This is a genomic window from Thermosynechococcus sp. PKX82 (genome assembly GCF_031583255.1).
GTDB lineage: Bacteria > Cyanobacteriota > Cyanobacteriia > Thermosynechococcales > Thermosynechococcaceae > Thermosynechococcus.
The window spans coordinates 2,111,254-2,134,629 of record NZ_CP134169.1; the positions used below are offsets into that span (position 1 = coordinate 2,111,254).

Annotated in this window: 25 protein-coding genes and 2 tRNA genes; 16 read left to right on the forward strand and 11 right to left on the reverse strand. The window is 52.3% G+C overall.

Features of this window, described 5'->3' with window-relative positions; genetic code table 11:
- The first annotated feature begins 54 nt into the window (after positions 1–54).
- Genes RHH53_RS10485 through mutL form a run of 3 tightly spaced genes read left to right on the forward strand, consistent with a single transcriptional unit; the run spans position 55 to position 3,096 of the window.
- Positions 55–270 carry a DUF2555 domain-containing protein gene (locus RHH53_RS10485; RefSeq protein ID WP_206200107.1) on the forward strand — a complete coding sequence of 72 codons (216 nt, stop codon included), beginning with the start codon at positions 55–57 and terminating at the stop codon, positions 268–270.
- Positions 257–1,474 carry a bifunctional phosphopantothenoylcysteine decarboxylase/phosphopantothenate--cysteine ligase CoaBC gene (gene coaBC, locus RHH53_RS10490; protein ID WP_302678248.1) on the forward strand — a complete coding sequence of 406 codons (1,218 nt, stop codon included), beginning with the start codon at positions 257–259 and terminating at the stop codon, positions 1,472–1,474. The genes RHH53_RS10485 and coaBC overlap by 14 nt, the downstream gene beginning before the upstream one ends.
- A complete protein-coding gene (gene mutL / locus RHH53_RS10495; protein ID WP_310743762.1) occupies positions 1,471–3,096 on the forward strand; it encodes a DNA mismatch repair endonuclease MutL in 1,626 nt (541 codons plus the stop codon). Before coaBC ends, mutL begins: the two co-directional genes overlap by 4 nt.
- On the opposite strand, the gene RHH53_RS10500 is transcribed toward mutL, so the two are convergent.
- Positions 3,093–3,584: an NADAR family protein gene (locus RHH53_RS10500; RefSeq protein WP_310453466.1), complete on the reverse strand. Its 492-nt coding sequence runs from the start codon at positions 3,582–3,584 to the stop codon at positions 3,093–3,095. The genes mutL and RHH53_RS10500 overlap by 4 nt on opposite strands.
- A gap of 239 nt (positions 3,585–3,823) precedes the next feature.
- Between RHH53_RS10500 and psb27 the strand changes: the two genes are divergently transcribed.
- Both psb27 and RHH53_RS10510 read left to right on the forward strand, forming a co-directional pair.
- On the forward strand, positions 3,824–4,228 hold the full coding sequence (psb27, locus tag RHH53_RS10505; RefSeq protein ID WP_206200110.1) for a photosystem II protein Psb27: 405 nt from the start codon (positions 3,824–3,826) through the stop codon (positions 4,226–4,228).
- A 5-nt stretch (positions 4,229–4,233) separates the two neighbouring features.
- Complete coding sequence (locus RHH53_RS10510; RefSeq protein ID WP_302677631.1) at positions 4,234–4,944, forward strand: M15 family metallopeptidase; 711 nt, start codon at positions 4,234–4,236, stop codon at positions 4,942–4,944.
- Between the two features lie 14 nt (positions 4,945–4,958).
- Here the strand turns inward: RHH53_RS10510 and rpmB are convergent, their stop codons facing one another.
- The 7 genes from rpmB to RHH53_RS10545 all read right to left on the reverse strand — a co-directional run bounded on the left by rpmB (position 4,959) and on the right by RHH53_RS10545 (position 10,502).
- Positions 4,959–5,195, reverse strand: a complete 237-nt coding sequence (gene rpmB / locus RHH53_RS10515) for a 50S ribosomal protein L28 (protein WP_149819231.1) — start codon at positions 5,193–5,195, stop codon at positions 4,959–4,961.
- Between the two features lie 80 nt (positions 5,196–5,275).
- Positions 5,276–5,914, reverse strand: coding sequence for an LON peptidase substrate-binding domain-containing protein (locus tag RHH53_RS10520; protein WP_149819234.1), 639 nt, complete (start codon positions 5,912–5,914; stop codon positions 5,276–5,278).
- A 59-nt stretch (positions 5,915–5,973) separates the two neighbouring features.
- Positions 5,974–6,057, reverse strand: a tRNA-Leu gene (locus RHH53_RS10525).
- A 62-nt stretch (positions 6,058–6,119) separates the two neighbouring features.
- Positions 6,120–6,566, reverse strand: a complete 447-nt coding sequence (locus RHH53_RS10530) for a hypothetical protein (RefSeq protein WP_206200112.1) — start codon at positions 6,564–6,566, stop codon at positions 6,120–6,122.
- A gap of 116 nt (positions 6,567–6,682) precedes the next feature.
- Entirely contained in the window at positions 6,683–9,004 is a 2,322-nt protein-coding gene (pcrA, locus tag RHH53_RS10535) for a DNA helicase PcrA (RefSeq protein ID WP_310743763.1), read from the reverse strand.
- A gap of 350 nt (positions 9,005–9,354) precedes the next feature.
- Entirely contained in the window at positions 9,355–10,278 is a 924-nt protein-coding gene (locus RHH53_RS10540; RefSeq protein ID WP_310743764.1) for a hypothetical protein, read from the reverse strand.
- Entirely contained in the window at positions 10,257–10,502 is a 246-nt protein-coding gene (locus RHH53_RS10545) for a hypothetical protein (protein ID WP_206200115.1), read from the reverse strand. Before RHH53_RS10545 ends, RHH53_RS10540 begins: the two co-directional genes overlap by 22 nt.
- Positions 10,503–10,657: 155 nt before the next feature.
- Between RHH53_RS10545 and menB the strand changes: the two genes are divergently transcribed.
- The 8 genes from menB to RHH53_RS10585 all read left to right on the forward strand — a co-directional run bounded on the left by menB (position 10,658) and on the right by RHH53_RS10585 (position 19,077).
- A complete protein-coding gene (gene menB / locus RHH53_RS10550) occupies positions 10,658–11,494 on the forward strand; it encodes a 1,4-dihydroxy-2-naphthoyl-CoA synthase (protein ID WP_206200116.1) in 837 nt (278 codons plus the stop codon).
- A gap of 42 nt (positions 11,495–11,536) precedes the next feature.
- A complete protein-coding gene (locus RHH53_RS10555) occupies positions 11,537–11,785 on the forward strand; it encodes a Ycf34 family protein (protein WP_149819240.1) in 249 nt (82 codons plus the stop codon).
- 65 nt (positions 11,786–11,850) lie between these two features.
- Complete coding sequence (locus RHH53_RS10560; protein WP_399375774.1) at positions 11,851–13,269, forward strand: TrkA-related ion transporter; 1,419 nt, start codon at positions 11,851–11,853, stop codon at positions 13,267–13,269.
- Between the two features lie 4 nt (positions 13,270–13,273).
- Positions 13,274–13,798, forward strand: coding sequence for an SRPBCC family protein (locus RHH53_RS10565; RefSeq protein WP_302677624.1), 525 nt, complete (start codon positions 13,274–13,276; stop codon positions 13,796–13,798).
- A gap of 9 nt (positions 13,799–13,807) precedes the next feature.
- A complete protein-coding gene (locus RHH53_RS10570; RefSeq protein WP_310453471.1) occupies positions 13,808–14,569 on the forward strand; it encodes a hypothetical protein in 762 nt (253 codons plus the stop codon).
- A 95-nt stretch (positions 14,570–14,664) separates the two neighbouring features.
- Positions 14,665–17,376 (forward strand): ATP-dependent chaperone ClpB, encoded by a 2,712-nt coding sequence (gene clpB, locus RHH53_RS10575; protein WP_302678257.1) that lies wholly within the window; start codon positions 14,665–14,667, stop codon positions 17,374–17,376.
- Entirely contained in the window at positions 17,373–18,245 is an 873-nt protein-coding gene (locus RHH53_RS10580) for a ParA family protein (protein ID WP_302678258.1), read from the forward strand. The genes clpB and RHH53_RS10580 overlap by 4 nt, the downstream gene beginning before the upstream one ends.
- A gap of 40 nt (positions 18,246–18,285) precedes the next feature.
- Entirely contained in the window at positions 18,286–19,077 is a 792-nt protein-coding gene (locus RHH53_RS10585) for a ParB N-terminal domain-containing protein (protein WP_310453472.1), read from the forward strand.
- On the opposite strand, the gene chrA is transcribed toward RHH53_RS10585, so the two are convergent.
- The 3 genes from chrA to nblR all read right to left on the reverse strand — a co-directional run bounded on the left by chrA (position 19,074) and on the right by nblR (position 21,920).
- Positions 19,074–20,306, reverse strand: coding sequence for a chromate efflux transporter (chrA, locus tag RHH53_RS10590; RefSeq protein ID WP_310743765.1), 1,233 nt, complete (start codon positions 20,304–20,306; stop codon positions 19,074–19,076). The genes RHH53_RS10585 and chrA overlap by 4 nt on opposite strands.
- A gap of 431 nt (positions 20,307–20,737) precedes the next feature.
- Positions 20,738–21,250: a DUF192 domain-containing protein gene (locus RHH53_RS10595; protein WP_310743766.1), complete on the reverse strand. Its 513-nt coding sequence runs from the start codon at positions 21,248–21,250 to the stop codon at positions 20,738–20,740.
- On the reverse strand, positions 21,231–21,920 hold the full coding sequence (gene nblR, locus RHH53_RS10600) for a response regulator transcription factor NblR (protein ID WP_149819255.1): 690 nt from the start codon (positions 21,918–21,920) through the stop codon (positions 21,231–21,233). The genes RHH53_RS10595 and nblR overlap by 20 nt, the downstream gene beginning before the upstream one ends.
- 65 nt (positions 21,921–21,985) lie before the next feature.
- Between nblR and RHH53_RS10605 the strand changes: the two genes are divergently transcribed.
- From RHH53_RS10605 to frr, 3 genes are all read left to right on the forward strand, one after another.
- Positions 21,986–22,059 (forward strand) — tRNA-Arg (locus RHH53_RS10605).
- Between the two features lie 52 nt (positions 22,060–22,111).
- Positions 22,112–22,840 carry a UMP kinase gene (gene pyrH, locus RHH53_RS10610; RefSeq protein WP_310453474.1) on the forward strand — a complete coding sequence of 243 codons (729 nt, stop codon included), beginning with the start codon at positions 22,112–22,114 and terminating at the stop codon, positions 22,838–22,840.
- Positions 22,827–23,375, forward strand: a complete 549-nt coding sequence (frr, locus tag RHH53_RS10615; protein WP_310453475.1) for a ribosome recycling factor — start codon at positions 22,827–22,829, stop codon at positions 23,373–23,375. Before pyrH ends, frr begins: the two co-directional genes overlap by 14 nt.
- The last annotated feature ends 1 nt before the right edge of the window (position 23,376 follow it).

The window sequence follows — 23,376 nt, forward strand, 5'->3', positions numbered from 1 at the left end:
GGTATGTAAACTAGTGTTGTAGGACAACTCTTTAGGCGTCCTGCAGGAGGGGGTATGCAAACAACTCACCACTACACTCAGGAGTATATCAATCACCTCACCCCCCAGGAGGTGGCTGCCTTGGCACGACGGCTTGAGGAGGATGATTACGATACACCCTTTGCTGCCCTTGAAGACTGGCATCTGCTGCGCTCCATTGCCTTTCAGCGGCCAGAGCTGGTAGAGCCTTATTTGTATCTTCTGGATTTAGAAGCCTTTGACGAGTCCTAGGGCAGTTCCCCATTTATTAGTGGGGGTGGGGGGTGGCATTGCTGCCTATAAAATCTGTGATGTGATCTCCACGCAAGTAAAGGCGGGGTGGCAAGTGTCTGCCATCCTTTCAGAGACCGCCTCGCAGTTCATTACGCCGTTGACCCTTTCGACCCTGTGCCGGCGATCGGTACTCACAGATGCGGATTTTTGGCATCCCCAAGCGCCGCGACCGCTACACATTGAACTGGCAGAAAAGGCAACGCTGATGTTGATTGCTCCCCTCACGGCCAATACGTTGGCAAAGCTGGTGCTGGGTTTGGCGGATAACCTACTGACCAGTACGGTGCTGGCCTCCCAAATACCCATCTTGGTGGCACCGGCCATGAACACGACCATGTGGGAGCAACCGACAGTACAGAGCCATTGGCAACAACTGCAACAACAGCCCCGTTATCATTGCTTACCCCCGGCCTATGGCCGCTTGGCCTGTGACAGCGTCGGTGTGGGGCGGATGGCGGAGACGCAGGAAATCATTGCCTATTTGGACTCCTTGGCCTATACCCACGGCAAACGAGACTTGGCGGGGAAACATCTGCTGATTACTGCCGGTGGCACCCGCGAGTATTGGGATACAGTGCGCTTCATTGGTAATCCGGCAACGGGGAAAATGGGGATCGCTCTGGCAAGGGCAGCCCTGCATCGCGGCGCCAAGGTGACTTTGATCTATGGGGCGATCGCCGAGCCGATCCCAGCCCAGGTACGCGCTATTGAAGCAATCAGTAGCGAAGCAATGTGCAAAGCTGTCCTTGAGGTGTGGCCAGAGGCCGATTGGCTGGTGATGGCTGCCGCCGTTGGCGATGTCCGCCCGGCCCAACAGTGGTCGGGAAAGCTCCCGAAATCGGAGTTGCCTACCGCCTTACCCCTGAGTCCGGTGCCCGATATTTTGCAAGCGGTGGCTCAGATGCGCCAACCCCACCAACGTCTGATTGGTTTTGCTGCCCAAACGGGGGATATTGTAACGCCCGCCCGCGAAAAGCTAGAACGCAAGGGCTTGGATTTGATAGTTGCCAATGCGGTGGATCAAGCCGATGGTGGCTTTGGCAGTAGCGAAAACGCAGCGGTGGTTCTGGATCGGCAGGGGCGATCGCGCGATCTTGCCAAGGTACCAAAGTTAATTCTGGCCCACCAAATTTTTGACGTTGCTCAAGAATGGCTGCCATGAGTGATGGCCTCACGGTTGTCCCCTTGCCGCTCCAAATGCAGCGGGCGATCGCTGCCGCTGAAACCCTCGACTCCCTCGCCACAGTGGTACAGGAGCTTGTGGAAAATGCGCTTGATGCCGGGGCGAGTCGCATTCACCTCCACTGGCGCCCTTCAGCATGGCATCTTGAGGTCACAGACAATGGCGAAGGGATTCGCTGGGCAGATCTCACCCAAGTGGCTCTCCCCTACACCAGCAGCAAGTTGCCCCCCAGCGGGGAATTGGCGGACATCACAACCTTGGGATTTCGCGGTCAAGCCCTCCGCAGTTTGGCGCAAATGGCACAGTTAACGATTTGCAGTCGCCACCGTGAGGCGGAGACCGGTTGGCAAGTGAGTTATGATGCCCAGGGTCAAGTGCGCAGCCAGCGTCCTCTGGGAATGGCCGTGGGGACTCGCGTGATTGCTGAGCAAATTTTTCAGGACTGGCCGCAACGTCAGCAGGGAGCAAATCCGAAACAGGTACAGCGGCGGCTTCAGGAAATCGCCCTGTGTTTTCCCCAAGTGGCTTGGCATCTCCTTAAGGATAGCAAGCGCTGGCACCACTGGCCGGCAGTGACGTCTTTGGGCGATCGCCTGCTGCAACTCATCCCACAACTCCATCCCCAAGATCTGCGCCAAATGAGCGATGCCCAAATTGAACTGGTCTTGGCGCCGCCGGATCGCCACCATCGTCCTCGCCCCGATGGCTTAGGGGTGGCTGTCAATGGCCGTTGGGTGGAACTGCACAGTGATCCCTCGTGGCAGCAGGTGATTCTTGAGGCCTTTGGTTGCAGCCTACCTCGGCAGCGCTTTCCCCTGTGTATTGCCCATCTCCATTTACCCCCAGCGGCGATTGATTGGTCAGCAGAACCCCAAAAGCGCACGATCTATCTACGGGAACCAGAGCAATGGCAAGCCCTCTTGGTAGAACGCATTGGCCAACTCCTTGCCTGCCCCTCAATCCCCCTGAGTGATGCCAGCAGCTATCAGGTGCTCAAGGCGGCTGAACCACCAAACCGCTATCGGACGCTGTTATCGCCCAATTCAGCTCAAGTTTCCTTGCCAAGCCTGAAAGTGGTTGGCCAATTGCACAACATGTACATTATTGTTGAGCACGCCGAAGGCATCTGGTTGATTGAGCAGCACATTGCCCATGAACGCGTGCTGTACGAGCAAATTGAAACAGATTGGCAGGTGGTGGAGCTAGAGCAGCCGGTGTTGGTGGACTCCCTCACGGAAACGCAAGTGCAACGCCTTCAAGACTGGGGGTTAGCGATCGCCCCCTTTGGGGTACAGGTTTGGGCAGTGCGCCGTGTGCCTGCTCTATTGCGCGATCGCCCCGATGTAGTAGCTGCCTTGATTGAACTCAGCCAAGTGGCAGATTTAACCGCTGCTAAGGTGGCCGTTGCCTGTCGCAGCGCCATTCGTAACGGCACGCCCCTCACCCTTGCGGAAATGCAAACCCTTGTGGATCAGTGGTACCGCTGCCGTCAACCCCACACCTGCCCCCATGGTCGCCCCATCTGTCTGCAACTGCAAGAATCTAGCCTTGCCCGTTTTTTCCGTCGCCATTGGGTGGTGGGCAAAAGTCATGGCATCTAGCCAAATGAGCAATCCTGCAGAGGAGTGAAGGTGTGAAGATCTGCCCCTTGGCGCAGACACTGCCGCAGGTGCATCAGCAGCCGTCCCAAATAGTTACAGCCTTGGCGATCGCTACCACAGCCCCAATAGCGATCTACGGGGGAATCCTCCACCAATTCTTCATCCCCAGTTGCTAAGAGCAGTTCCTGTAGGTCGGGATGGGTGGTAAATTTGGCAACAAGGGCACGCCACATCACTGCCTGTTTCAGTTGATCCCACTGAGGATGAACGGGGTAACGACCACTGCGACCGAGTTGGGCAGCGGCTTCAGGAGTTGGGGCAGTGCGAATAGTATGACCAAAGGCTTCATGGGCAGTGCCAAAGAATTTATGGGCTTGGTAGTAGTGCTCCGCTGTTGGCCAGTAATAGCCCTCGAGGGTAAACCCGTGGGGAGAGAAATTGGAAAAACTGCCGTAGGCATCCTTGACGCGATAAAAGTAGATGGTCATTGCCAACCGCGTTCCTACACCCCTGTGATCAGCTAGCATTCATCATGGCTGAGATCATCATCCCCCAAATGCAACTCTTTTCACTAGGGATACAACCTGTTCAAAACAGTTCAATCTGAAAGATGACGAACCCCCTATCTTCGAAAAGGGCGATCGCCAAACTTGAGACTCTAGGGGCGGATCCTTGCTAAGATGAGCCTCATGGGTACGTTGAGACCGATTTCATTTTGGGGTTTGCTATGAAACGTTTTTGGGCGATGGTTTGCGCACTTTTCCTGAGTGTGTCACTGCTCCTGACCAGTTGTGCCAATGTGCCTACTGGGCTAACGGGAAATTTCCGTGAAGATACCCTTGCGCTGATCAGTAGCCTGCGCGAAGCGATCGCCCTACCAGATAATGACCCCAACAAAAAGGCCGCCCAAGCAGAGGCTCGCAAAAAACTCAATGACTTCTTTGCCCTCTATCGTCGCGATGACTCCCTGCGATCGCTCTCTTCCTTTATGACGATGCAAACTGCCCTTAACTCCCTCGCGGGTCACTACAGTTCCTATCCCAATCGTCCCCTCCCGGAGAAGCTGAAAGCCCGCCTCGAACAAGAGTTTAAGCAAGTTGAACTCGCCCTTGATCGCGAAGCCAAGTCCTAGTCCCAATGGGGGATAAGCCCTATACCAAGATTCCTATTGCAGAGTGTGGGGAACCCCTAGCGCCTATTCCACCTACCTTTCTGCGGCTGCAACCCCATCCCTATCAAAGCCGAGGTGCCCCCTATGGCAAAGCCTCTCCGTTTTGGTTGCGGGTGGGGGTCATTGCTGCCCTTGAGCGCGCCCAAGCGTTCCTAGAACCTTACGGCTGGCAACTCGCAATTTTTGATGCCTATCGGCCAATTGCGGTACAGCAGTTCATGGTGGCGCATACCTTTGCTACCCTTTGTCAAGAACGGGGGTATGATGCACAGCAGCTTGAGCCAGCGATCGCCCGCGAGATTTGGCAACAGGTTGATCAATTTTGGGCGGTGCCCAGTTCAGACCCTCAGCAACCACCCCCCCACAGTACCGGTGCTGCTGTTGATCTCACCCTCGCTGACCCCGCAGGCCATCCTTTGGAGATGGGGGGTGTCATTGATGAAGTTTCTGAACGTTCCTTTCCCGATTTTTACGATCGCCATCCTGAGCAGGCTAATGCCGCCTGCTTTAGCCAACGCCGCAAAATTCTCTACCAAGCAATGCGCTATGCCGGTTTTCAGCGCCATCCTAACGAGTGGTGGCACTTTTCCCTTGGGGATCAGTTGTGGGCTTGGCAAACGCAGCAACAGACTGGCCAGCGGGACATCCTCGCTCGCTATGGCCGCGTGGATCTTTGAGTCTGGGCAATGCCTTAGAGCTTGTTGAGATTCAACCCCGCTTCTTTGGCAAATGCACTCAGGCCTTTGCGCTCAAGGGTTTTAATGGCTTTGGTAGAGAGGCGCAGCCGCACCCAACGGTTGCCTTCTGGCCACCATACCCGTTTCCATTGCAAATTCACTTCTTGCAGTTTTTTCGTCCGCCGGTGGGAGTGGGAAATGGCATAGGCGTTATTGGCTTTTTTTCCAGTTAGTTGACAAACACGGCTCATTGGTTTCCTCCCCAGCAAGGCAGATGGTGCAAAATAATCAGGATTTCTAGCCTAGCATATTCAATGGTGCAGGGCACTGCCTATTTGAAGGTCTCCTTAAGAACAGTCCGTGCGGCTAAGTGATTGCGGGTGGTGGTTAAAATTTCTGCTTCCCGCAGTAGGCGATCGTAGGTGGATTGTAGCTCTAGAAGACGTTGCTGCTCCTGAGCCACACCGCGAAAATTACTGGCAATCCAATAGGACAGTTCAAGGGCAGCCGTGGGCACATCGGGGGGCAGCTCCATGGGTTGTTCCGTCAGTTTTGCTGAGAGGCGCACCACATCCTCAAGAAGTTGCCGCACTTCCTTGGCCAAGGGGCGCAGATCAATGCTGGTGGGTTCATCCTCAATCCACTCCACCAGTCCAACGCGGTAGGGTTTTTCGCGCACGTAGTCCAAGATGCGAAACCGCTGCTGACCCAAGGAATCAATGAGCATGCGGTCATCGGGAAGCCGTTCGTAGCGACGCACTTCCGCACAACAGCCCACCGTGGCTGGCCGTCCCGTTTGTGGATCCCACATCACGATGCCAAAGCGGCGATCGCTCTCAAGAATCGTATTCATCATGATGCGGTAGCGAAATTCAAAAATGTGGAGTGGCAGTGGTCGCCCCGGAAAGAGCACAACATCCGGCAAGGGAAAAATGGGGAGTTCGCGAACGGCAATGGACGAAAAAGCCATAATGACAGCGCACAGAAGCCAATGCTTCTATCGTACCGTACTTTGCAGGCTTCCTAGGATGCGGAACCGGGGACTTGAACCCCGAAGTCCTTGCGGACACTAGAACCTGAATCTAGCGCGTCTACCAATTCCGCCAGTTCCGCTCGTGATAGATTTGGTCAGCGATCTTTTATTATCTTGGGTTTGGTGGAGTTCTGTCAACTCATTATTTCATCTTGCCTCGGAAGGTGAGCACAAAGGGCTGACCATCCAATTGACCATTGCCCGCCAAGTTGAGAATGGACTGCTGACCGCCATAACGGAGATTGAGGGTGCCATTGGCATCGGCCATACCAGAACTAGTCAAGCGAATCCGCAGATTGTAGGCATCCTGCTGAATGACGTTGCCAGAAAAGCCAATATAGTTGCCATCCGCCAGTTGCATATTGATATCCGCCACCTTTTGTGGATCAATGGCAATGCTCATAAACGTTACTTTTTGATTCGGGCGACCACTGATGCGAAATAGACCCTCGCCCATATCAGCATAGAAGGTGGTGCCTGCGGGTTGGGCTGGCTGAGCGACCATTGTGGGCATTTGGGGGGCGATCGCGTAGGTGTGCGCCCCAGCGCTGAGGGCAAGCAGCGTTGCTGCAATAATGCTCTTGCTCACGGGAAGTTCCTATAGGTTCATGCTTATCATGACGCTCAAAAAGCGTGAGTGGCACCCAAACAGCCGCATCCTGCAATAAGACTTCATATTGTTCAGCTCGGATCGGTTCGCTCGATTTATAGCCGCTCAAGGGGTGTCAGGCGGGGATCCACCACCCTTTGCCCGCGACGTGGGAAACGAATCACCAAGGAGAGCTCCGGGCCAGTATCAAAGACATGGGTAATTTCCCCTTCGCCATAGACAGGATGGAGAATGCGATCGCCCACCCGCCAACCAGAGGCAGCAGCCTTGCTCAACCGTGCGGGGGATAGCTTCGTGACAGCAGCCATTTTGGGTCGTCGTTGAACATTCCCTGTCAGCAGTTCTGGGGGTAGCTCTGTCAAAAATTGCGAAGGAATCGTATCTTCACTGCCACCGTAGCGGCGACGGCTTTGGGCAAAGGTGAGAAAGAGTTGTTCTTGGGCACGGGTGATGCCGACATAGCAAAGGCGGCGTTCTTCTTCGAGAGCCATGGGGTCGTTGAGACTGCGGAAGTTGGGAAAGAGTCCCTGCTCCATGCCCACCAAAAAGACAACGGGAAATTCTAGCCCCTTAGCGGCATGCAAGGTCATCAGGGAAACGACGCCCTCTCCCTCCTGCAAGGTATCCAAATCCGAGGCAAGGGCAGAACTGTTGAGAAAATCGCTGAGGCTTGCCCCCTCGTTTTCTTCGCTAAATTGCTGGGCAGCGTTAACCAATTCCATTAGGTTTTGCAGTCGCTCTAGGCTTTCGTCAGTGCCTTCGTTTTCGAGTTCGCGGCGGTAGCCTGTCTCTTCAATCACGGTTTTCACCAGTTCAGGCAATTCAATGTCGTCCACTAGCGATCGCAGGCGGGTCATGAGGGTCACAAACTGCTGCACGGCACGACTGGCTCGCCCGGCCAAGGGCGTCATGGATTCGGTATCGGCAATTAAATCCCACAGGGAAATGCCAAGGGTTTGCGCGGCGTCACTGAGGCGATCCAAACTGGTTTTGCCAATGCCGCGTCGTGGCACGTTAATAATTCGCCGCAGACTCACGGTGTCTTGGGGGTTTTGCAGCAGCCGCAAATAAGCGAGAACATCCTTGACTTCCTTGCGCTCATAGAATTTGAGACCACCAACCACGGTGTAGGGAATGTTGGCGCGAACTAAGGCCTCCTCAAAGGGGCGCGATTGGGCGTTGGTGCGGTAGAGAATGGCAAACCGTCCCCATTGGGGTTCGAGGGATTGACTGCCCAAGGCTTTGATGGTTTGGACAACAAAAGAGGCTTCATCGGTTTCAGTGTGGCAACACTCGCAGTAAATGGGAGCGCCTTCTCCTTTGGTGGGACGCAGCACTTTAGCAATGCGTTCGTTGTTGTGCTCAATGAGATGATTGGCGGCCTGCAAAATGTTGGCAACAGAGCGATAGTTTTCCTCTAGCTTGATCATTGTGCGGCTATCGTCATCGGGCAGGCGATCGCCAAAATCCTGCTGGAAATTCATCAGGATAGTGAAATCAGCGCAGCGAAAGGAATAAATGGACTGATCGACATCGCCGACGACAAAAATCGAGCGATCGCCCCAATTCTGAAACTGTTGCGGTGGCGTACCATTGGTGGCCAATAGCCGAATGAGATCGTATTGGGTGCGGTTGGTGTCTTGGTACTCATCCACCAGAATATGTTGGAATTGCTGATGCCAATACTCAAGGCGCTCGGGGTGCTGTTGTAGCAGCTGCACCGTTCGCAAAATCAAATCATCAAAGTCAAGGGCGTTATTCTGGGCAAGGGTTGCCTCATAGCGACGATAAACCTCGGCGGCCACCCGGCCAGCGGGCGATCGCTGTTCCTGCTCCAATTGATCGGGACTTAGCCCTCGGTTTTTGGCATGGCTAATTTTGTAGCGGATACCGCGCGGATCATGCTGGCGCTCATCGAGATTGAGTTCCGCAGTGGCAATTTCCTTAATCAAACTTTGCACATCTGACTCATCAAAAATGGTGAAATGCCGCGTCCAGCGATACCCTTGGGGATGTTGATAGGCCTCTATTTCTAAGCGCAGGAGTCGGGCACACAGGCTGTGGAACGTGCCAATCCAAAGGGGCTTCGTGTACGTTTGATAGACTCGCGATCGCACCCGCTGTTGTTCGAGGGGAGAGAGATCCAGCCAGTCCCGCCCGTAGAGTTGCTGAGCCACCTCTTGACCAAAGAGAGCTTCAATCCGCTCCTTCATTTCGCGGGCGGCCTTATTTGTAAACGTCACCGCCAAGATATTTTCTGGTGCCACCTGATGCTGGCGAATCAAATGGGCAATGCGATAGGTGAGCGTGCGAGTTTTCCCGGAACCAGCGCCTGCCACCACCAACATCGGGCCACAATAGTGCTCCACCGCCTGCCGTTGTGATGGATTCAGTCCTGCGAGAAAATCCCTACTCATTTGCTGCTACGCCCATTCGCCTAAAGTTTTATGATACCTGCTATGACCAGCCAACGGGTTGGCACCCCCATCCGCCAGTACTGCGGGCATCACGGCATCAGACGGCGATGGGTTGACACAAATTGATATTAAAGGGGATTTTGGATTATGAGTTGAGTAATTCCCGATGAGTTTTTACAAACAGCGCACATCACTGAAGCTGATCTCAAACTCGAAATTGCCATTCTACTACTCCAGTAGGGAAAAATTACTCTGGGCACGGCCCGCCAGCTCTTCTTCTTGATGAGTCAAGATAACACAATCACTGCGGGGGTAGGCAACGCAGGTTAAGACGAATCCTGCATCAATACTCAAAGAATCAGGGGAAGTTTCTGGCGATCGCGCCCCTGTTGTTCGAGGCAGCGGTTAATGCCCGTCACCGCCTCGTTGTACATGGCAATCTTGCCCTCTAGTTCCTTCAGTTTGGCGGCATTGTGCTCAATGCTTTCAGCCGCTTCTTTCTCTAGGGTTTTGCCGAGGTGCTCCCGTGCCTGTTGCTGTTGCTGGAGAATCTCTTGGCTATGTTGCTTGGCGGCAGTGAGGAGAGGCTCTGTAATCGCGGTGGCGATCGCGGCTCGATAGGTCACTTCAATGGTTTTCTTGATCTTGTGAACAAAGTCCATTTTCAGGAGTTCCCGCAGTTCGGTTTCCGCCTCAAACATACTCGAAGCATCAAAGGTATTGCAGGCTTTGCGCAGCACCTCCCGCAGTTTCATCACCCCTTGGGTATCATGATAGAAATCCTCGCGCTCCCGCACATAGCGATCGCACTCAATGCGTGCCACCGTCGTAATACTAGTCAGTACCTCCTCCTCCAGCTTGGCCAACATTTGATCAATGCCGCTGTCATTCCCCAGTAGGCGAAAGAGTTCGCGATAGTAGGGCTGCTGGTAAATCTCCCGCCTCAACTGCTTAAAGAGATTTTTGATCACCTCTTGGGAAGACTCGACGAGGGTTTTCTTGAGACCATTGGCCAAGTAATAGAAGGCCTCCGCCAAAATCCCCATGACGGGAACAACGGAGTTGGTGGGATGACTATCAAGGGCCTGTTGATAAATAGTAGCCACGGAGAACTGGCGCAGGAGTTGCTCGAGGGAAGTGACAAGGTTGTTTTTCAGCCGTTTATAGTCCTGCTCTGCCTCTGGAGACTGGCCGCCCTTGATACGATTGAGAAACTGATCAATATGCCGATAAAACTCATCCCCGGCGATTTTCAGTTCTTGGCTAAGATCCAACTGTAGAGGAGTTCGCGCTCCAATAGTGCATTGATCAGCATTGATTTGCCAGCACTAAAAGGCCCTGCAAAAACAATCTCAAATGTCGGCGAAACCGCCTTGCGCAGGGAAGTTTGAACTGGCGTAATATCAAAGGAGCGCAGCTTGGGTTCCGCATTCAATAGGTCAAGGAGGCGATCACAATCCGCTTGCAAATTGGGGCAGGTGTTGAGGAGGTCGCTCATAGCAAAGAAGCACAAACTATTGTCAGCAACAGCCTAACATAGCTCTCCTAGCCTCCCCTAGGTGGTGGATGTTAATTTTTTTTGCGATTTTGCTCCCCTCTAAACCCGAGAACCCCTCAGGTTACAATGAGAATCCATCTTACCCATCACACTCTATGGACAGCGTCCACTGGCAGCAGGTTCACCACTACACTGACATCCTCTACCACAAAACGACGGGCATTGCCAAAATTACGATTAACCGTCCCCACAAGCGCAATGCCTTTCGTCCCCAAACTATTGTGGAAATGAGTCAGGCCTTTGAGGATGCCCGCAACGATCCCACGATTGGCGTTGTCTTGCTCACCGGGGCAGGCCCCCACACCGATGGTAAGTATGCCTTTTGTGCGGGTGGTGACCAACGTATTCGGGGTGAGGCAGGCTATCTGGATGATCAGGGGGTAGCACGGCTGAATGTGCTGGATCTGCAACGGCAAATTCGCTCCCTGCCAAAGGTGGTGATTGCCCTTGTGGCCGGCTATGCCATTGGCGGTGGCCATGTGCTGCACTTGGTCTGTGACCTCACCATTGCTGCTGAGAATGCCATTTTTGGTCAAACGGGGCCACGGGTGGGTAGTTTTGATGCGGGGTTTGGTGCGAGTTATCTTGCCCGCATTGTCGGCCAGAAAAAAGCGCGTGAAATTTGGTTTCTCTGTCGACAATATACAGCTCAGGAAGCCTTAGCGATGGGTCTAGTCAATGCTGTTGTCCCCGTTGAGGAACTGGAGGCTGAGGGGATCCGCTGGGCGCAAGAGATTCTCACCAAAAGTCCCTTGGCCATTCGCTGCTTGAAGGCGGCCTTTAATGCCGATTGTGATGGTCAAGCCGGCCTACAGGAATTAGCCGGCAATGCAACCTTGCTGTACTACCTCACTGAAGAGAGTGCCGAGGGCAAAAACGCCTTTTTGGAAAAACGTCCCCCCAACTTTCAGCAGTTCCCTTGGCGCCCCTAAGGGATGCGCTAGAGTAGGAGCATGTGGCATTGGGAGAGTTCCATGTGTATCTGTGTTAACTGCGCCCTTGTGGATCGCTGTACCACATACTATGCCGTTGAGGAGCAGCACCAACAGCCCCATCTGACCCTCACGCCAGACTTTGACCCAATTGAGCCGACGATCAATATCAACATCCGTACCCAAGGGGAAGAGATTCTATTGGAGTGGGATGTGGTTGGTTGTGCCAGTTTCGTCGAAGAACAGGGACGGTGGGCAAAACTGCGTCCGGGAGAATTGATTCCCACCTAAATCTGATGGTTAGCCGGCGATCGCGGCAAATTGCGGCAATTTGATGTTCTCTTCTAGCGGCACTCATGGGACAAAGCCGGCTAAGACAACAGCTTGATCTATTTCTGCACGCACCACAGGTAGAAATCAGCCTGTTGGTTTTGATCCTCATATGGGTACTTTTAGTGGTGGTCGATCTTTTCTGGGTACAGCCCGGCCACCCTAATTTTTTTCTGATGCTGGCGGATTTGCCCCTACGGCTGTGCTTTGTTGTTGAGTTATTCCTACGCTTTGCGATCGCCCGCAAAAAGCAACGATTTTTCCGCCACTACTGGCTTGATCTAGTCGCGATTTTACCGATGCCGCCCCAGTGGCCCCTGTTTCGTCTGCTGCCCCTTTTGCGCCTACCCCGTGCCTCGATTTTGATCAATCGCAACCTACACTACATTTCTCCCCAGATTTCTGGTCTCTACGGTGCCCAAATTTCAGCACTGTTAATCATTGTGTTGATCATGCTCTTTGGGGGACTGGCTTTTTATATTATCGAAGGAACCTCAAACCCAGACATCGAGACCCTTGGGGATGCCCTGTGGTACAGCTTCTTTTCCTTAGTGTCCGCCGAACCCATTGGTGCCTATCCCAAAACCCATGCCGGGCGGATCATTACCCTAGTGGTGGTTTTGTCGGGGCTGACCTTGTTTGCAGTGTTTACAGGGGTGGTGTCTGCCTTCATGGTGCAGCGGTTGCAATCAGTCATGAGCATTAAGAACTTTGACTTGGATGAGTTGCGCAACCACATTATTCTCTGTGGCTGGAATCGCAGTGCCCCCCTAGTGTTGCAGGAGTTGCAAACCGATCCCCAAACCCGCCATGCACCGATTGTCATTGTTGCTGAACTGGAACAGTTGCCCTTGAGTGAGTTGCGGAGAGTAGATCAAAATCGCCTCTACTTTTATTCGGGAGACTATACCCGCATTGACGTTTTAGAGAAGGTGCAGATTTACCACGCCTCCCGTGCCATTCTCTTGGCGGATACCAGCCAGCCCCGCAGTGATCAAGACCGCGATGCCCGAACGGTTCTCGCTGCACTGACCATGGAAAAACTCAATCCAACGATTTACACCTGTGCCCAGCTTTTGGATCGCAATAATAATGTGCAACTTCAGGCGGCAGGGGTGGAAGATGTGGTGGTGGCTGATGAAATGGCGGGTCATCTCATTGGCAATGCGGTGCGCAATCAAGGGGCGATGGATGTCTTTGCCGAACTCCTAACGGTACAGGTGGGCAATCAATTTTATCGGCTGCCTTTGCCGTCAACGCTGGCAGGCAAAACCTTTTGGTATGCGCAACGACACCTCAAGGAGCAGTACGATGCCCTCTTAGTCGCTGTGGAACGTCGCATTGAGGGGCGTCGCCAGACGGAGATTAACCCACCAATGGACTATGAGCTGCAAGGGGGGGACTATGTGGTTGTGATTGCGCGGCAGTATCCACAGTGGGGATAGGGTGATGGAAATTGCCTCCCAAGTAGAGCTGCCCTTTCCCCGCGAGCACGTCTATCGTACCTATCGCGATCGCCTGCCTGAGTTAGTCAACTGGATGCCCAATGTGCGTAAAATTGAGGTGCAAGAGCGCAGGGAACAGCCTGAGATCTTAGAGATGGTTCTGGTCTGGCATGGGGGTGGCGAAATTCCGGCAGCGGCTCGGGCACTGCTGAGTGAGGCAATGCTCTCGTGGACGGACTACACCCATTGGGACGATCGCCACTATCTCACCCGCTGGCGCATTGCACCCCATGCCTTTACCGAGGCCATTGACTGCCAAGGGGAAAATCAATTCATTGCTGTGGGTGACTCAACAATTATCACTAGCCGAGGTCATCTACGCATTGATCCAAAACGCATTCCGGGGGTACCCTCCTTCCTAGCTGGCATGATTGCTCGCGCTGTGGAGGAGTATCTCGGCCAACGCATCGAACCCAATTTTCAGCAGTTGGCAGCCAGTGTCGCAGGATTTTTGCGTGCTCAAGGATAACAATCAGCGATGAAAATCTTGGAGCAAACGGACTATCGCTTGCGCTTGCGGGAACGCCCTTTGCTGAGTTGGTTTATGGGTGGGGTGTTTGCTCTTGTACCTATGTTGATGCTCAGCTTCTTTCCTGTTGCAGAAATTCACTGCCAACGCCAAACCCTACCCTATGAATGTATTGCCACCACAACCTCCTTCGTGAGCCAAGAGCGGGTGAAAATTCCGCTTCCTCTACTACGACAGGCAAAGTTGGAGGACTACATTGACAGCGAAGGCGATCGCATGTACCGCGTTGTTCTTGAAATAGCGGGCAACTCAACCATATTAGGCGTTGCCTCCTCGGAGCCGGGCGATCGCGCCGCCATGGTGCAGCAAATTAATCAGTTCTTAGCCAATCCCAATCAAACCGAACTTTCAGCGCGTGTGGACGATCGCTGGCTGATTGGGATCATTGCGGGGGTGTTCTTTCTGGTAGGGATGAGTTTCATTTCTTTCGCATCCGTCTTAACACTGGATTTGGATCGGGGCAGTGGCACCTTGACGATTCTCCATGCAAATTTTTTCCGCCGCACTCAGAAGGAATTGCACTTGCGCGCGATCAGGGACATTGCGATTGAAAGCTCCGTGGATTCTGATGGCGATCGCTTCTATCGCGTCGTGGTGCACCTCACTTCTGGCGAGACAGTTCCCCTGCGGCAGTACTACAGTAGCGGCTATGACAGCAAGAAAAAACTCGCTAATCTCCTGCGGCGGTTTCTCTATCTGCCACCTCTATAAGTCGTCCTGCGGGTGTGGCGGTGGCCTGTTGATTACACTGAAGATGATGGCATAATGCATTCACAGTCGGTGGGGTTTTGCCCTCAATTATCACTATGCAACCAACGGATCCAACAAAGTTTACTGATAAAGCATGGGAAGCCATTGTTAAGTCCCAAGATGTGGCACGGGAATATCGCAGCCAATATCTGGAAACAGAGCACTTGATGATTGCCCTCCTGCGGGAAGAGGGACTGGGGCAACTGATCTTTGAACGGGCTGATATTGACACTGAATGGGTTCTCAAGCGACTGATGGACTTTGCCAAACAGCAACCCCGCGTGCCAACGGGAAGCGAACTCTACTGTGGCCGCAGCTTGGATGCTCTCCTTGATGAAGCCAATCGTCTGCGCCAAGAGCAAGAGGATCAGTTTATTTCGATTGAGCATCTTGTCCTCGCATTTGTGGGCGATCGCCGTATTGGTCAACGTCTGTTCCGCGCTTTGAATTGCGATCGCGAGCAGTTGGCGGCCACCGTCAAAGCCATTCGCGGCGCCCAAAAAGTCTTAGACCAAAACCCCGAAAATAAATACGCTGCCCTTGAAAAGTACGGTCGCGATCTCACCGAAGCAGCCCGCCAAGGTAAACTAGATCCGGTCATTGGCCGCGATGAGGAAATCCGCCGCGTCATTCAAGTGCTCTCGCGCCGCACTAAGAATAATCCCGTGCTCATCGGCGAACCTGGAGTTGGGAAAACGGCGATTGCCGAAGGTCTTGCCCAGCGGATTATCAATGGGGATGTACCAGAATCGCTAAAAAATCGGCGGTTGATTTCCCTTGATCTGGGGAGTCTGGTGGCGGGTGCCAAGTTTCGCGGTGACTTTGAAGATCGCCTCAAGGCGGTTCTCCATGAAGTGACCCATTCCGACGGTCAAATTGTTCTCTTTATTGATGAATTGCACACCGTGGTTGGTGCGGGTGCCAATCAAAACGCCTCGATGGATGCCAGCAACCTCCTGAAGCCGATGTTGGCGCGGGGCGAACTGCGCTGTATTGGTGCCACCACCCTAGACGAGTACCGCAAGCATATTGAGAAGGATGCTGCCCTCGAGCGTCGCTTCCAGCAGGTGTATATTGGCCAACCCAGCGTTGAGGATACAATCTCAATTTTGCGGGGTCTCAAGGATCGCTACGAAATTCACCACAACGTCAAAATTACTGACTCGGCATTGGTGGCAGCGGCGATGCTTTCGGATCGCTATATTAGCGATCGCTTTTTGCCCGACAAGGCCATTGATCTCGTGGATGAAGCGGCGGCCAAACTGAAAATGGAAATCACCACCAAGCCCGCTGAACTCGAAGCCCTTGAGCGGCGCCTGCGGCAACTGGAGATGGAAAAACTCTCCCTCAAGCAGGAAGAAAGTCTGCCCCTGAGCCAAGTGCCACTGCAAGCCACCCGCGATCGCCTGCAGCGCATCGAAGAGGAAATTGCCCAACTGCAACCGCGACAACAGGCCATGCAAGCCCGCTGGCAAGCCGAAAAAGACCTCCTAGAGCGCATCAACAGCCTCAAAGAAGAGGAAGATCAGGTAAAGCTGCAAATCGAGCAAGCGGAGCGGGACTACAACCTCAACAAAGCTGCTCAACTTAAATATGGTCGCCTCGAGACGCTGCAACGGGAATTGGAAAGCACCGAAGCACAACTTTTGGAACTTCAGGCCGAAGGTGGCACCTTTTTGCGCGATCAAGTCACCGAAGCCGACATTGCTGAAATTGTTGCCAAGTGGACGGGAATTCCGCTGCAAAAATTAATGGCCTCAGAACGGCAAAAACTCCTGCAACTGGAACAAGTTCTCCATCAGCGGGTGATTGGTCAAACCGATGCCGTGGCCGCCGTGGCCGCAGCGATTCGCCGAGCGCGAGCCGGCATGAAAGACCCTGCCCGTCCCATTGGTTCCTTTCTCTTTATGGGTCCCACGGGGGTGGGCAAAACAGAACTGGCCCGTGCTCTTGCCGAAGCCCTCTTTGATGATGAAAATGCCCTTGTGCGCATTGATATGTCGGAGTACATGGAAAAACACGCTGTCTCCCGCATGATTGGCGCACCACCGGGGTATGTCGGCTTTGACAGTGGCGGTCAACTGACGGAAGCGATTCGCCGTCGTCCCTATGCCGTAGTTCTGTTTGATGAGGTGGAAAAAGCCCATCCGGAAGTGTTCAACGTGCTCTTGCAGGTGCTCGATGATGGCCGCGTCACTGATTCCCAAGGGCGAACGGTGGACTTCCGCAATACCGTGATCATTATGACCAGCAACTTGGGCAGCGAGCATATTTTAGATTTGGCCGGGGATGACAGTCGCTATGAGGAAATGCGCCAACGGGTACTCCAAAGTGCGCAAAAGTATTTTCGCCCCGAATTTCTCAACCGCATTGATGACTTGATCCTCTTCCATGGCCTAGGGCGGGCTGAACTGGCACAGATTGCTCAAATTCAACTGCGACGGGTGGAGAAACTCCTTGCGGATCAAAAAATTCGCCTGCGCCTCACCCCGGCAGCGCTAGATCATTTGGTGGCGGTGGGCTTTGATCCAGTCTATGGGGCACGTCCTCTGAAACGCGCCATTCAACGGGAATTGGAGAACCCCCTCGCCGTGAAGATCCTTGAAGAGGTCTTTGCACCCGGCGATACGATTTTGGTAGATTTGGTCAATGGTGAGTTGACCTTTAGCCCTGCCAACCTCGCAGGTGCAGGCGATCGCGACACCGTCACCGCCTCCTCAGCCTTCAGTAACCGACTCGACAACCGACTCGACAGGAAAGAAGCGTGAAAGTTATTACCATTTATCACAACAAGGGTGGTGTAGGGAAAACTACTGTTGCTGTCAACTTAGCAGCTGCCTTTCGTTGTCGGGAAAAGCGGGTTTTGGTTATTGACATGGACTCTCAAGCCAATACGACCTTTGCCACTGGCTTAATGAGTTTTCTGTTTGAAGAGGAGGATACACTGCGGGATGCTCATATCTTCCATGTGCTCAGATATGCCGATGAGTATCCCATTGAAAAAGTGGTTAGGAAATCCCAGTCTTTTAATCACCCAGAGATTGATGTTGTCCCTGCCCATATTGATTTAGTGAGCATTGAAACCCGTGATCTCCTGAAGGAGATTGATGCCATTCATCTACAACTGCTTATGAAGTTAGAAGCACTCAAGGATGCCTACGATATTGTCATCATAGATGCACCGCCAGCTTGGGATCTCTACGCCGAAATTGCCCTGATTGCCTCAGATTATCTCATTATTCCCTCAGATTTTAAGCCCTTTGCCAATCAAGGCCTAAAGTACGTCATGTCGTTTGTGAAAGATATTAATCGACGATTTGCAGACTTGCGGGTCAAGTTGGGTAAAAAACCCTTAGATATTGTGGGAATTTTGCCCTCAAAAATTCATGGCCGAACTAAGAATTCAAGTAAGTTTATTGCTGTTCAAAAAGCAATTACGAATAAGTATCCTCTGAAAATTCTAGAGACAATTATCACCGAATCTGTTGACTTATCCAATAGCCTCAATCGCGTGACTGCCAGTGGCGATAGTGAAATACCAGCCCCCCAATCTATTTTTCGCTTTAAGCCCAATTCAAATTCTGCCCGTGAATTCAATGATTTGGTAGATGAACTCAATTGGATCACTCAGTCCTAGTCAACCCTAAAATGCAATGGTCAATAGCAAACGTATTCAATTGACAGCGATTGAACTGAGCCCTGACCTTGTGCCCGCAGATCAGGGAAGGATCGAGGAACTGGCTAGTTCAATTCTCAAAGCAGGTATCTGTTTTCCACCGCTAGTGGTGCGGCGTTTGGGCGATCGCTTAGCCTGTCATCACTTCAAACTCTTGTCAGGTCATCAGCAGTATTATGCTGCCCAAAAAGCCAATCTTAAAGAAATCAATGCCCTGATTATTGAAGAAAATGATACGCCAGAAATAGAAACTGCAATTCTCAGTCAAATTCAGTCTAACTCCACAATTTCTGAAGTAACAGAAGCACAAAACCAAGAACAAACTACAGAGCCTTTAGCTTTTGACTCACCAGCGAGCAACTCCAACGGAAATCTTACCAAGACACTCCTTCAGCAGCTTCTAGAGCAAAATCAAGCTATTTTTCAGTCCCTAAAAGAAATGGAGGCAGCCCTAGTAAACATCAATGCCAAACTAGATAACTTACCACTGCCACAGGTGTCACCCCCCACACCAACAACAACACTATCAGGCTCCTCGGTAGATCGCAACCAACCTCAGTTAAAAATACGCTTGCTTAATCAAGGCTCCAGAGCCGAAATCCAACAGTGGCTTATAAATGCAGGAGTAGGTGAAACAAGCCGTCGAAAATATATCAAAGAGATTATTGAGTTTCGTACTCAATCTCCCTTTCAGTCTCTCATTCACCTTAAAGAAATTTTGAACCTGAGACCCCAGACCCTTACAAAACTCGAAAAGTGCCCCGTACCAGCAAGTTTGAGTTTTCTTCACTAGGCCGTGCCAGTTAACCATTGGCCACCGCATAATCCAACTGTTGCTCCCACAGCAAGGGCGATCGCTGGGTGCCATTTGAGGCGCGTAATCGCCACAAGGGAAAAGACCAAGAGCACGCTATTGAGAATGAGACTGACGGGCTGATTGAGGTGGACAATGGCAGGCGCAAGGTTAATGGCTGCTGACAACACCATACCCACCACCGCAGGATTGACCCCTGCCAAAAATTGCTTCACCCGTTGGAGATGCTTCACCACTTGATAGTAGTGGGCAAGAGCAAACATCAATAATAGGGATGGCAAAAATAAGGCCACGGTTGCCAAAAAGGCACCACCAATACCAGCAACACGGAATCCCGCAAAAGTGGCAATGACAGCGATCGGCCCTGGGGTCAATTGACTAATAGCCACACCATCAATAAATTCCTGCTGCGTCAGCCAATGCAACTGATCGATCAACAGTTGTTTCAACACGGGGATCAGGACAAAGCCACCACCAAAGAAAACAATGCCCACTTTGAGGAAGGTAAGCACTAGGGTCAGCCACTGAACGGGTTGAGAAGAGGCAGTGGCCATTTGGGCAGCTTGGTGGGGTAGGGTCTGGATCGCTAGGGGTAAGCCAACGAGGGCGGATTTTTGGGAAGTTTGGAGTTTTGTGGTTTTTGTCGGTGGGCTGAGTTGGAGAATGAGACCAATAATGCCACCACTGCCAAGGATGAGCAAGGGATTAATGTGGGTCAAACTGCCGAGACAGGCCGCAATGGCGATCGCGATCGTTACCGTCGAGCGCACAGACTTTTGCCCCATTGACCAGACTGCTGCCAAGATGATGCCAATGACCACTGGCGTTAGCCCCGCTAGGGCACCTTGCAATGAGGGAATCGTATGAAACCCAAAATAGAGCCAAGATAGTAAAATCACCGCCACAACGGACGGCAGCAGAAAGGTCAGACTACCCAACAGACCGCCCCAAAAGCCATGGAGGCGATAACCAATAAAGAGCGCCGTATTGACTGGGAACGATCCTAGGATTTGGCTGAGGGCAACCCCATGCAGAAATTCATCAATGGCCAAGAGCCGCCGTCGCTTAACAAACTCATTTTCCATGAGGGCGATCATGGCAATTCCACCGCCAAAGCCAATACTGCCCAGTTTCAGAAATACAGCGGTCATTTCCCAGAGATTCAGAGGCAGGGGGGACGATGACTCTTCGATCTCGGACTCTAGCATGGGTTCCTCGCAATGGCTGTAGCTAATTATATTTTCTTATATTGTCATATAGTTAAATAATAAACAAGAGGGGATGAGGTCAATTGTAGATAAAGTAAAAAAATGTGAAACAAACCTTGACAGAGTCTTAGTACTTAACTTAGGATTTTGGCTAAATTATATTAGTCATAAAACTTCTTGCAAAAATTTAGACTATGCTCGACAAGCTCTCTAAATCACCGACCTACCTAAAAACCATGACCGCTATTGGCATCGTGGGTCTAATTTTTACTCTAATTGAAGAAAAAAGCAGTGAAAGGAAAGGAGATACAACGGCTGTAGACGAGGCTAGGAAACGAAGAGAGTTTATTACCAAAGCTACAGCACGGAGTTTAATCAAATTGCTTTGGAATAACAACAATCTTTAAGAGTTAAGGAACCCTCTCCATCAGTCAAGGCGCCAAGTACTGTATCTTTACAGAATCATTGACCTTAAGTCCCAATTCAGCGGCGCGGCCACCTGCCAGTTCTAAAACGGCATCGACTGGAACCCCAGATTCGTAGGTGGGGCAGGGCAGGGTTTTGCAGGGGGGCGCTGCGGGGGCGATCGCTACCACTTTACCGTCCCTGAGAAAAATCAAGTCCAAGGAAATGAGACAGTTTTTCATCCAGAAGCTAGCCACTTGAGGCGGAGAGATGGGAAACAGCATCCCGCGATCGGGGGGTAACTCCGAACGAAACATCAAGCCCAACTGCTGCTGTGCCGGCGTGCGTGCCACTTCCAACTGAATCCATGTATCGTGAATGCGCGCCTTGGCCGTAATGGGTAGATATTGCGGAATGCCGCGAACCACTTGCGGGGGTGCGGACGGATCCCCTTGGCTCAGACTTTGACAGCCCAGCAGTAACCCCAACGTGACCAATCCCAGAACCAGCCAGCGTAACTTAGGCTTCACGGAGAACATAGCCCACTCCTCGCACTGTGTGAATCAATCGTTTTTCGCCATCAGGTTCAATCTTCAACCGCAGATAGCGAATATACACTTCAATGACGTTGGATTCTCCCAAAAAGTCATAGCCCCAGACATTTTCTAAAATTTGCTCACGGGTAAGGACTTCGCGGGGATGCTCCATGAGAAACTTCAGTAGTTCATACTCCTTCATCGTTAGATCGATCGTGCGTCCATTGCGCTCCGCCCGCCGCGTCAAGAGATCAAGGGTCAAATTATCAAATCGCAACACCTCACTTTGGGTGACTGGCGGCTTCAGATAAAGCTGAATCATTTGCAAAAAGGGCTTGGGACTATAGGGCAGCAGTAGGTAATCATCGGCACCCGACTCCAGCACCGCCACCCGATCCTCTAGGCGATCGCTCTCCAGCATCAGTAGAATTGGCAAACTAATCCCCTGCTGGCGCAACCGCTGGCACAACTCCATACTGTTGAGTCGCCCCAAATAGCGATCCATGATGATCAGGGCAGGCTGCCATTCTGCGCAGGCCAAGTGACATTCCTTTTCCGTTGTTGCAATCACGGGGTCATAACCTGCGGCTTGGAGGTCTTGCCCCATGCGCTGTGACAAGGGGTTGTCAGCGCAGACCAAAAGTAAACGTGAAGGGGGAGAATTTAGCTCCATCTCAATCATCCCTACTATGAAGATCTTACTTTCAGCTTATGCCTTGTGGGAAAATGTTCAAAAATGCGCCCGTAGCTCAGCGGAATAGAGCACTCGCCTTCTAAGCGATTGGTCGTTGGTTCGAGTCCAACCGGGCGCGTCTAACCTGCTATCGTTGATGGGGAGCGTATTGGAGTGCAAGAATCCTCGCAATGAGTCCTAAATATCGCCGCGTATTGCTCAAATTGAGCGGTGAAGCCCTCATGGGCAACCTGAACTACGGCATCGATCCAAAAGTGGTGCAGGCATTTGCCAGCGAAATTGCTCAGGTGGTGCAAGCGGGAGTTCAAACTGCCATTGTGGTGGGGGGTGGCAATATCTTTCGTGGTATGAAAGGGGCAGCGGCTGGCATGGATCGGGCGACCGCAGACTACATTGGTATGATTGCCACTGTCATGAATGCCCTGACCCTGCAGGATGCCCTCGAACAGATCAATGTCCCTACGCGGGTGCAAACTGCCATTGCCATGCAGGAGGTGGCCGAACCCTACATTCGTCGCCGTGCCATTCGCCATCTGGAAAAGGGACGGGTGGTCATCTTTGGAGCCGGGTCAGGAAATCCCTTTTTTACCACTGACACAACAGCCGCCCTGCGAGCTGCCGAAATTGATGCCGAAGTGATTTTCAAAGCCACTAAAGTCGATGGCGTCTATGATGCCGATCCCTACAAAAATCCGAATGCGCGTCGCTACCGCAGTCTCACCTACACCCATGCCCTCACCCATAACTTGGCGGTGATGGACAGTACAGCGATCGCCCTGTGTAAAGATAATGATATCCCCATCATTGTGTTTAGTTTAGAAACGGCCGGTAATATCTACCGTGCCTTGACTGGGGAACCCATTGGTACGATGGTTGGAGGCTCCTGTGAAATTAGCTGATGTCGAAGAGCGGATGCAAAAATCGGTTGAAGCAACCCAGCATGACTTTAATAGTATCCGCACGGGTCGCGCCAACGCGGCGTTATTAGACCGGGTGATGGTGGATTACTACGGCACGGAAACCCCCTTGCGCTCCTTGGCCAACATCTCTACCCCCGATGCAACCACGATTTTGATTCAGCCCTACGATCGCTCCACATTGGCCAGCATTGAAAAAGCCATTCAACTCTCTGACTTAGGATTGACGCCCAACAACGATGGCTCCAGCGTCCGCCTCAATATTCCGCCCTTGACCACAGAGCGACGCAAAGAACTGGTGAAAACTGCCGCCAAAATTGCCGAAGGGGGCAAAGTTGCCATTCGCAACATCCGTCGTGATGCCATTGATCACATCAAAAAAGAGGGCAAAGCCGGCGAACTCACTGAAGATGAAGTGAAAGACTTGCAAGAGAAAGTGCAAAGGCTCACCGATAAATACATCGGTAAAATTGATGCCCTGCTCGCCGAGAAAGAAAAGGACATTATGACCGTATAGG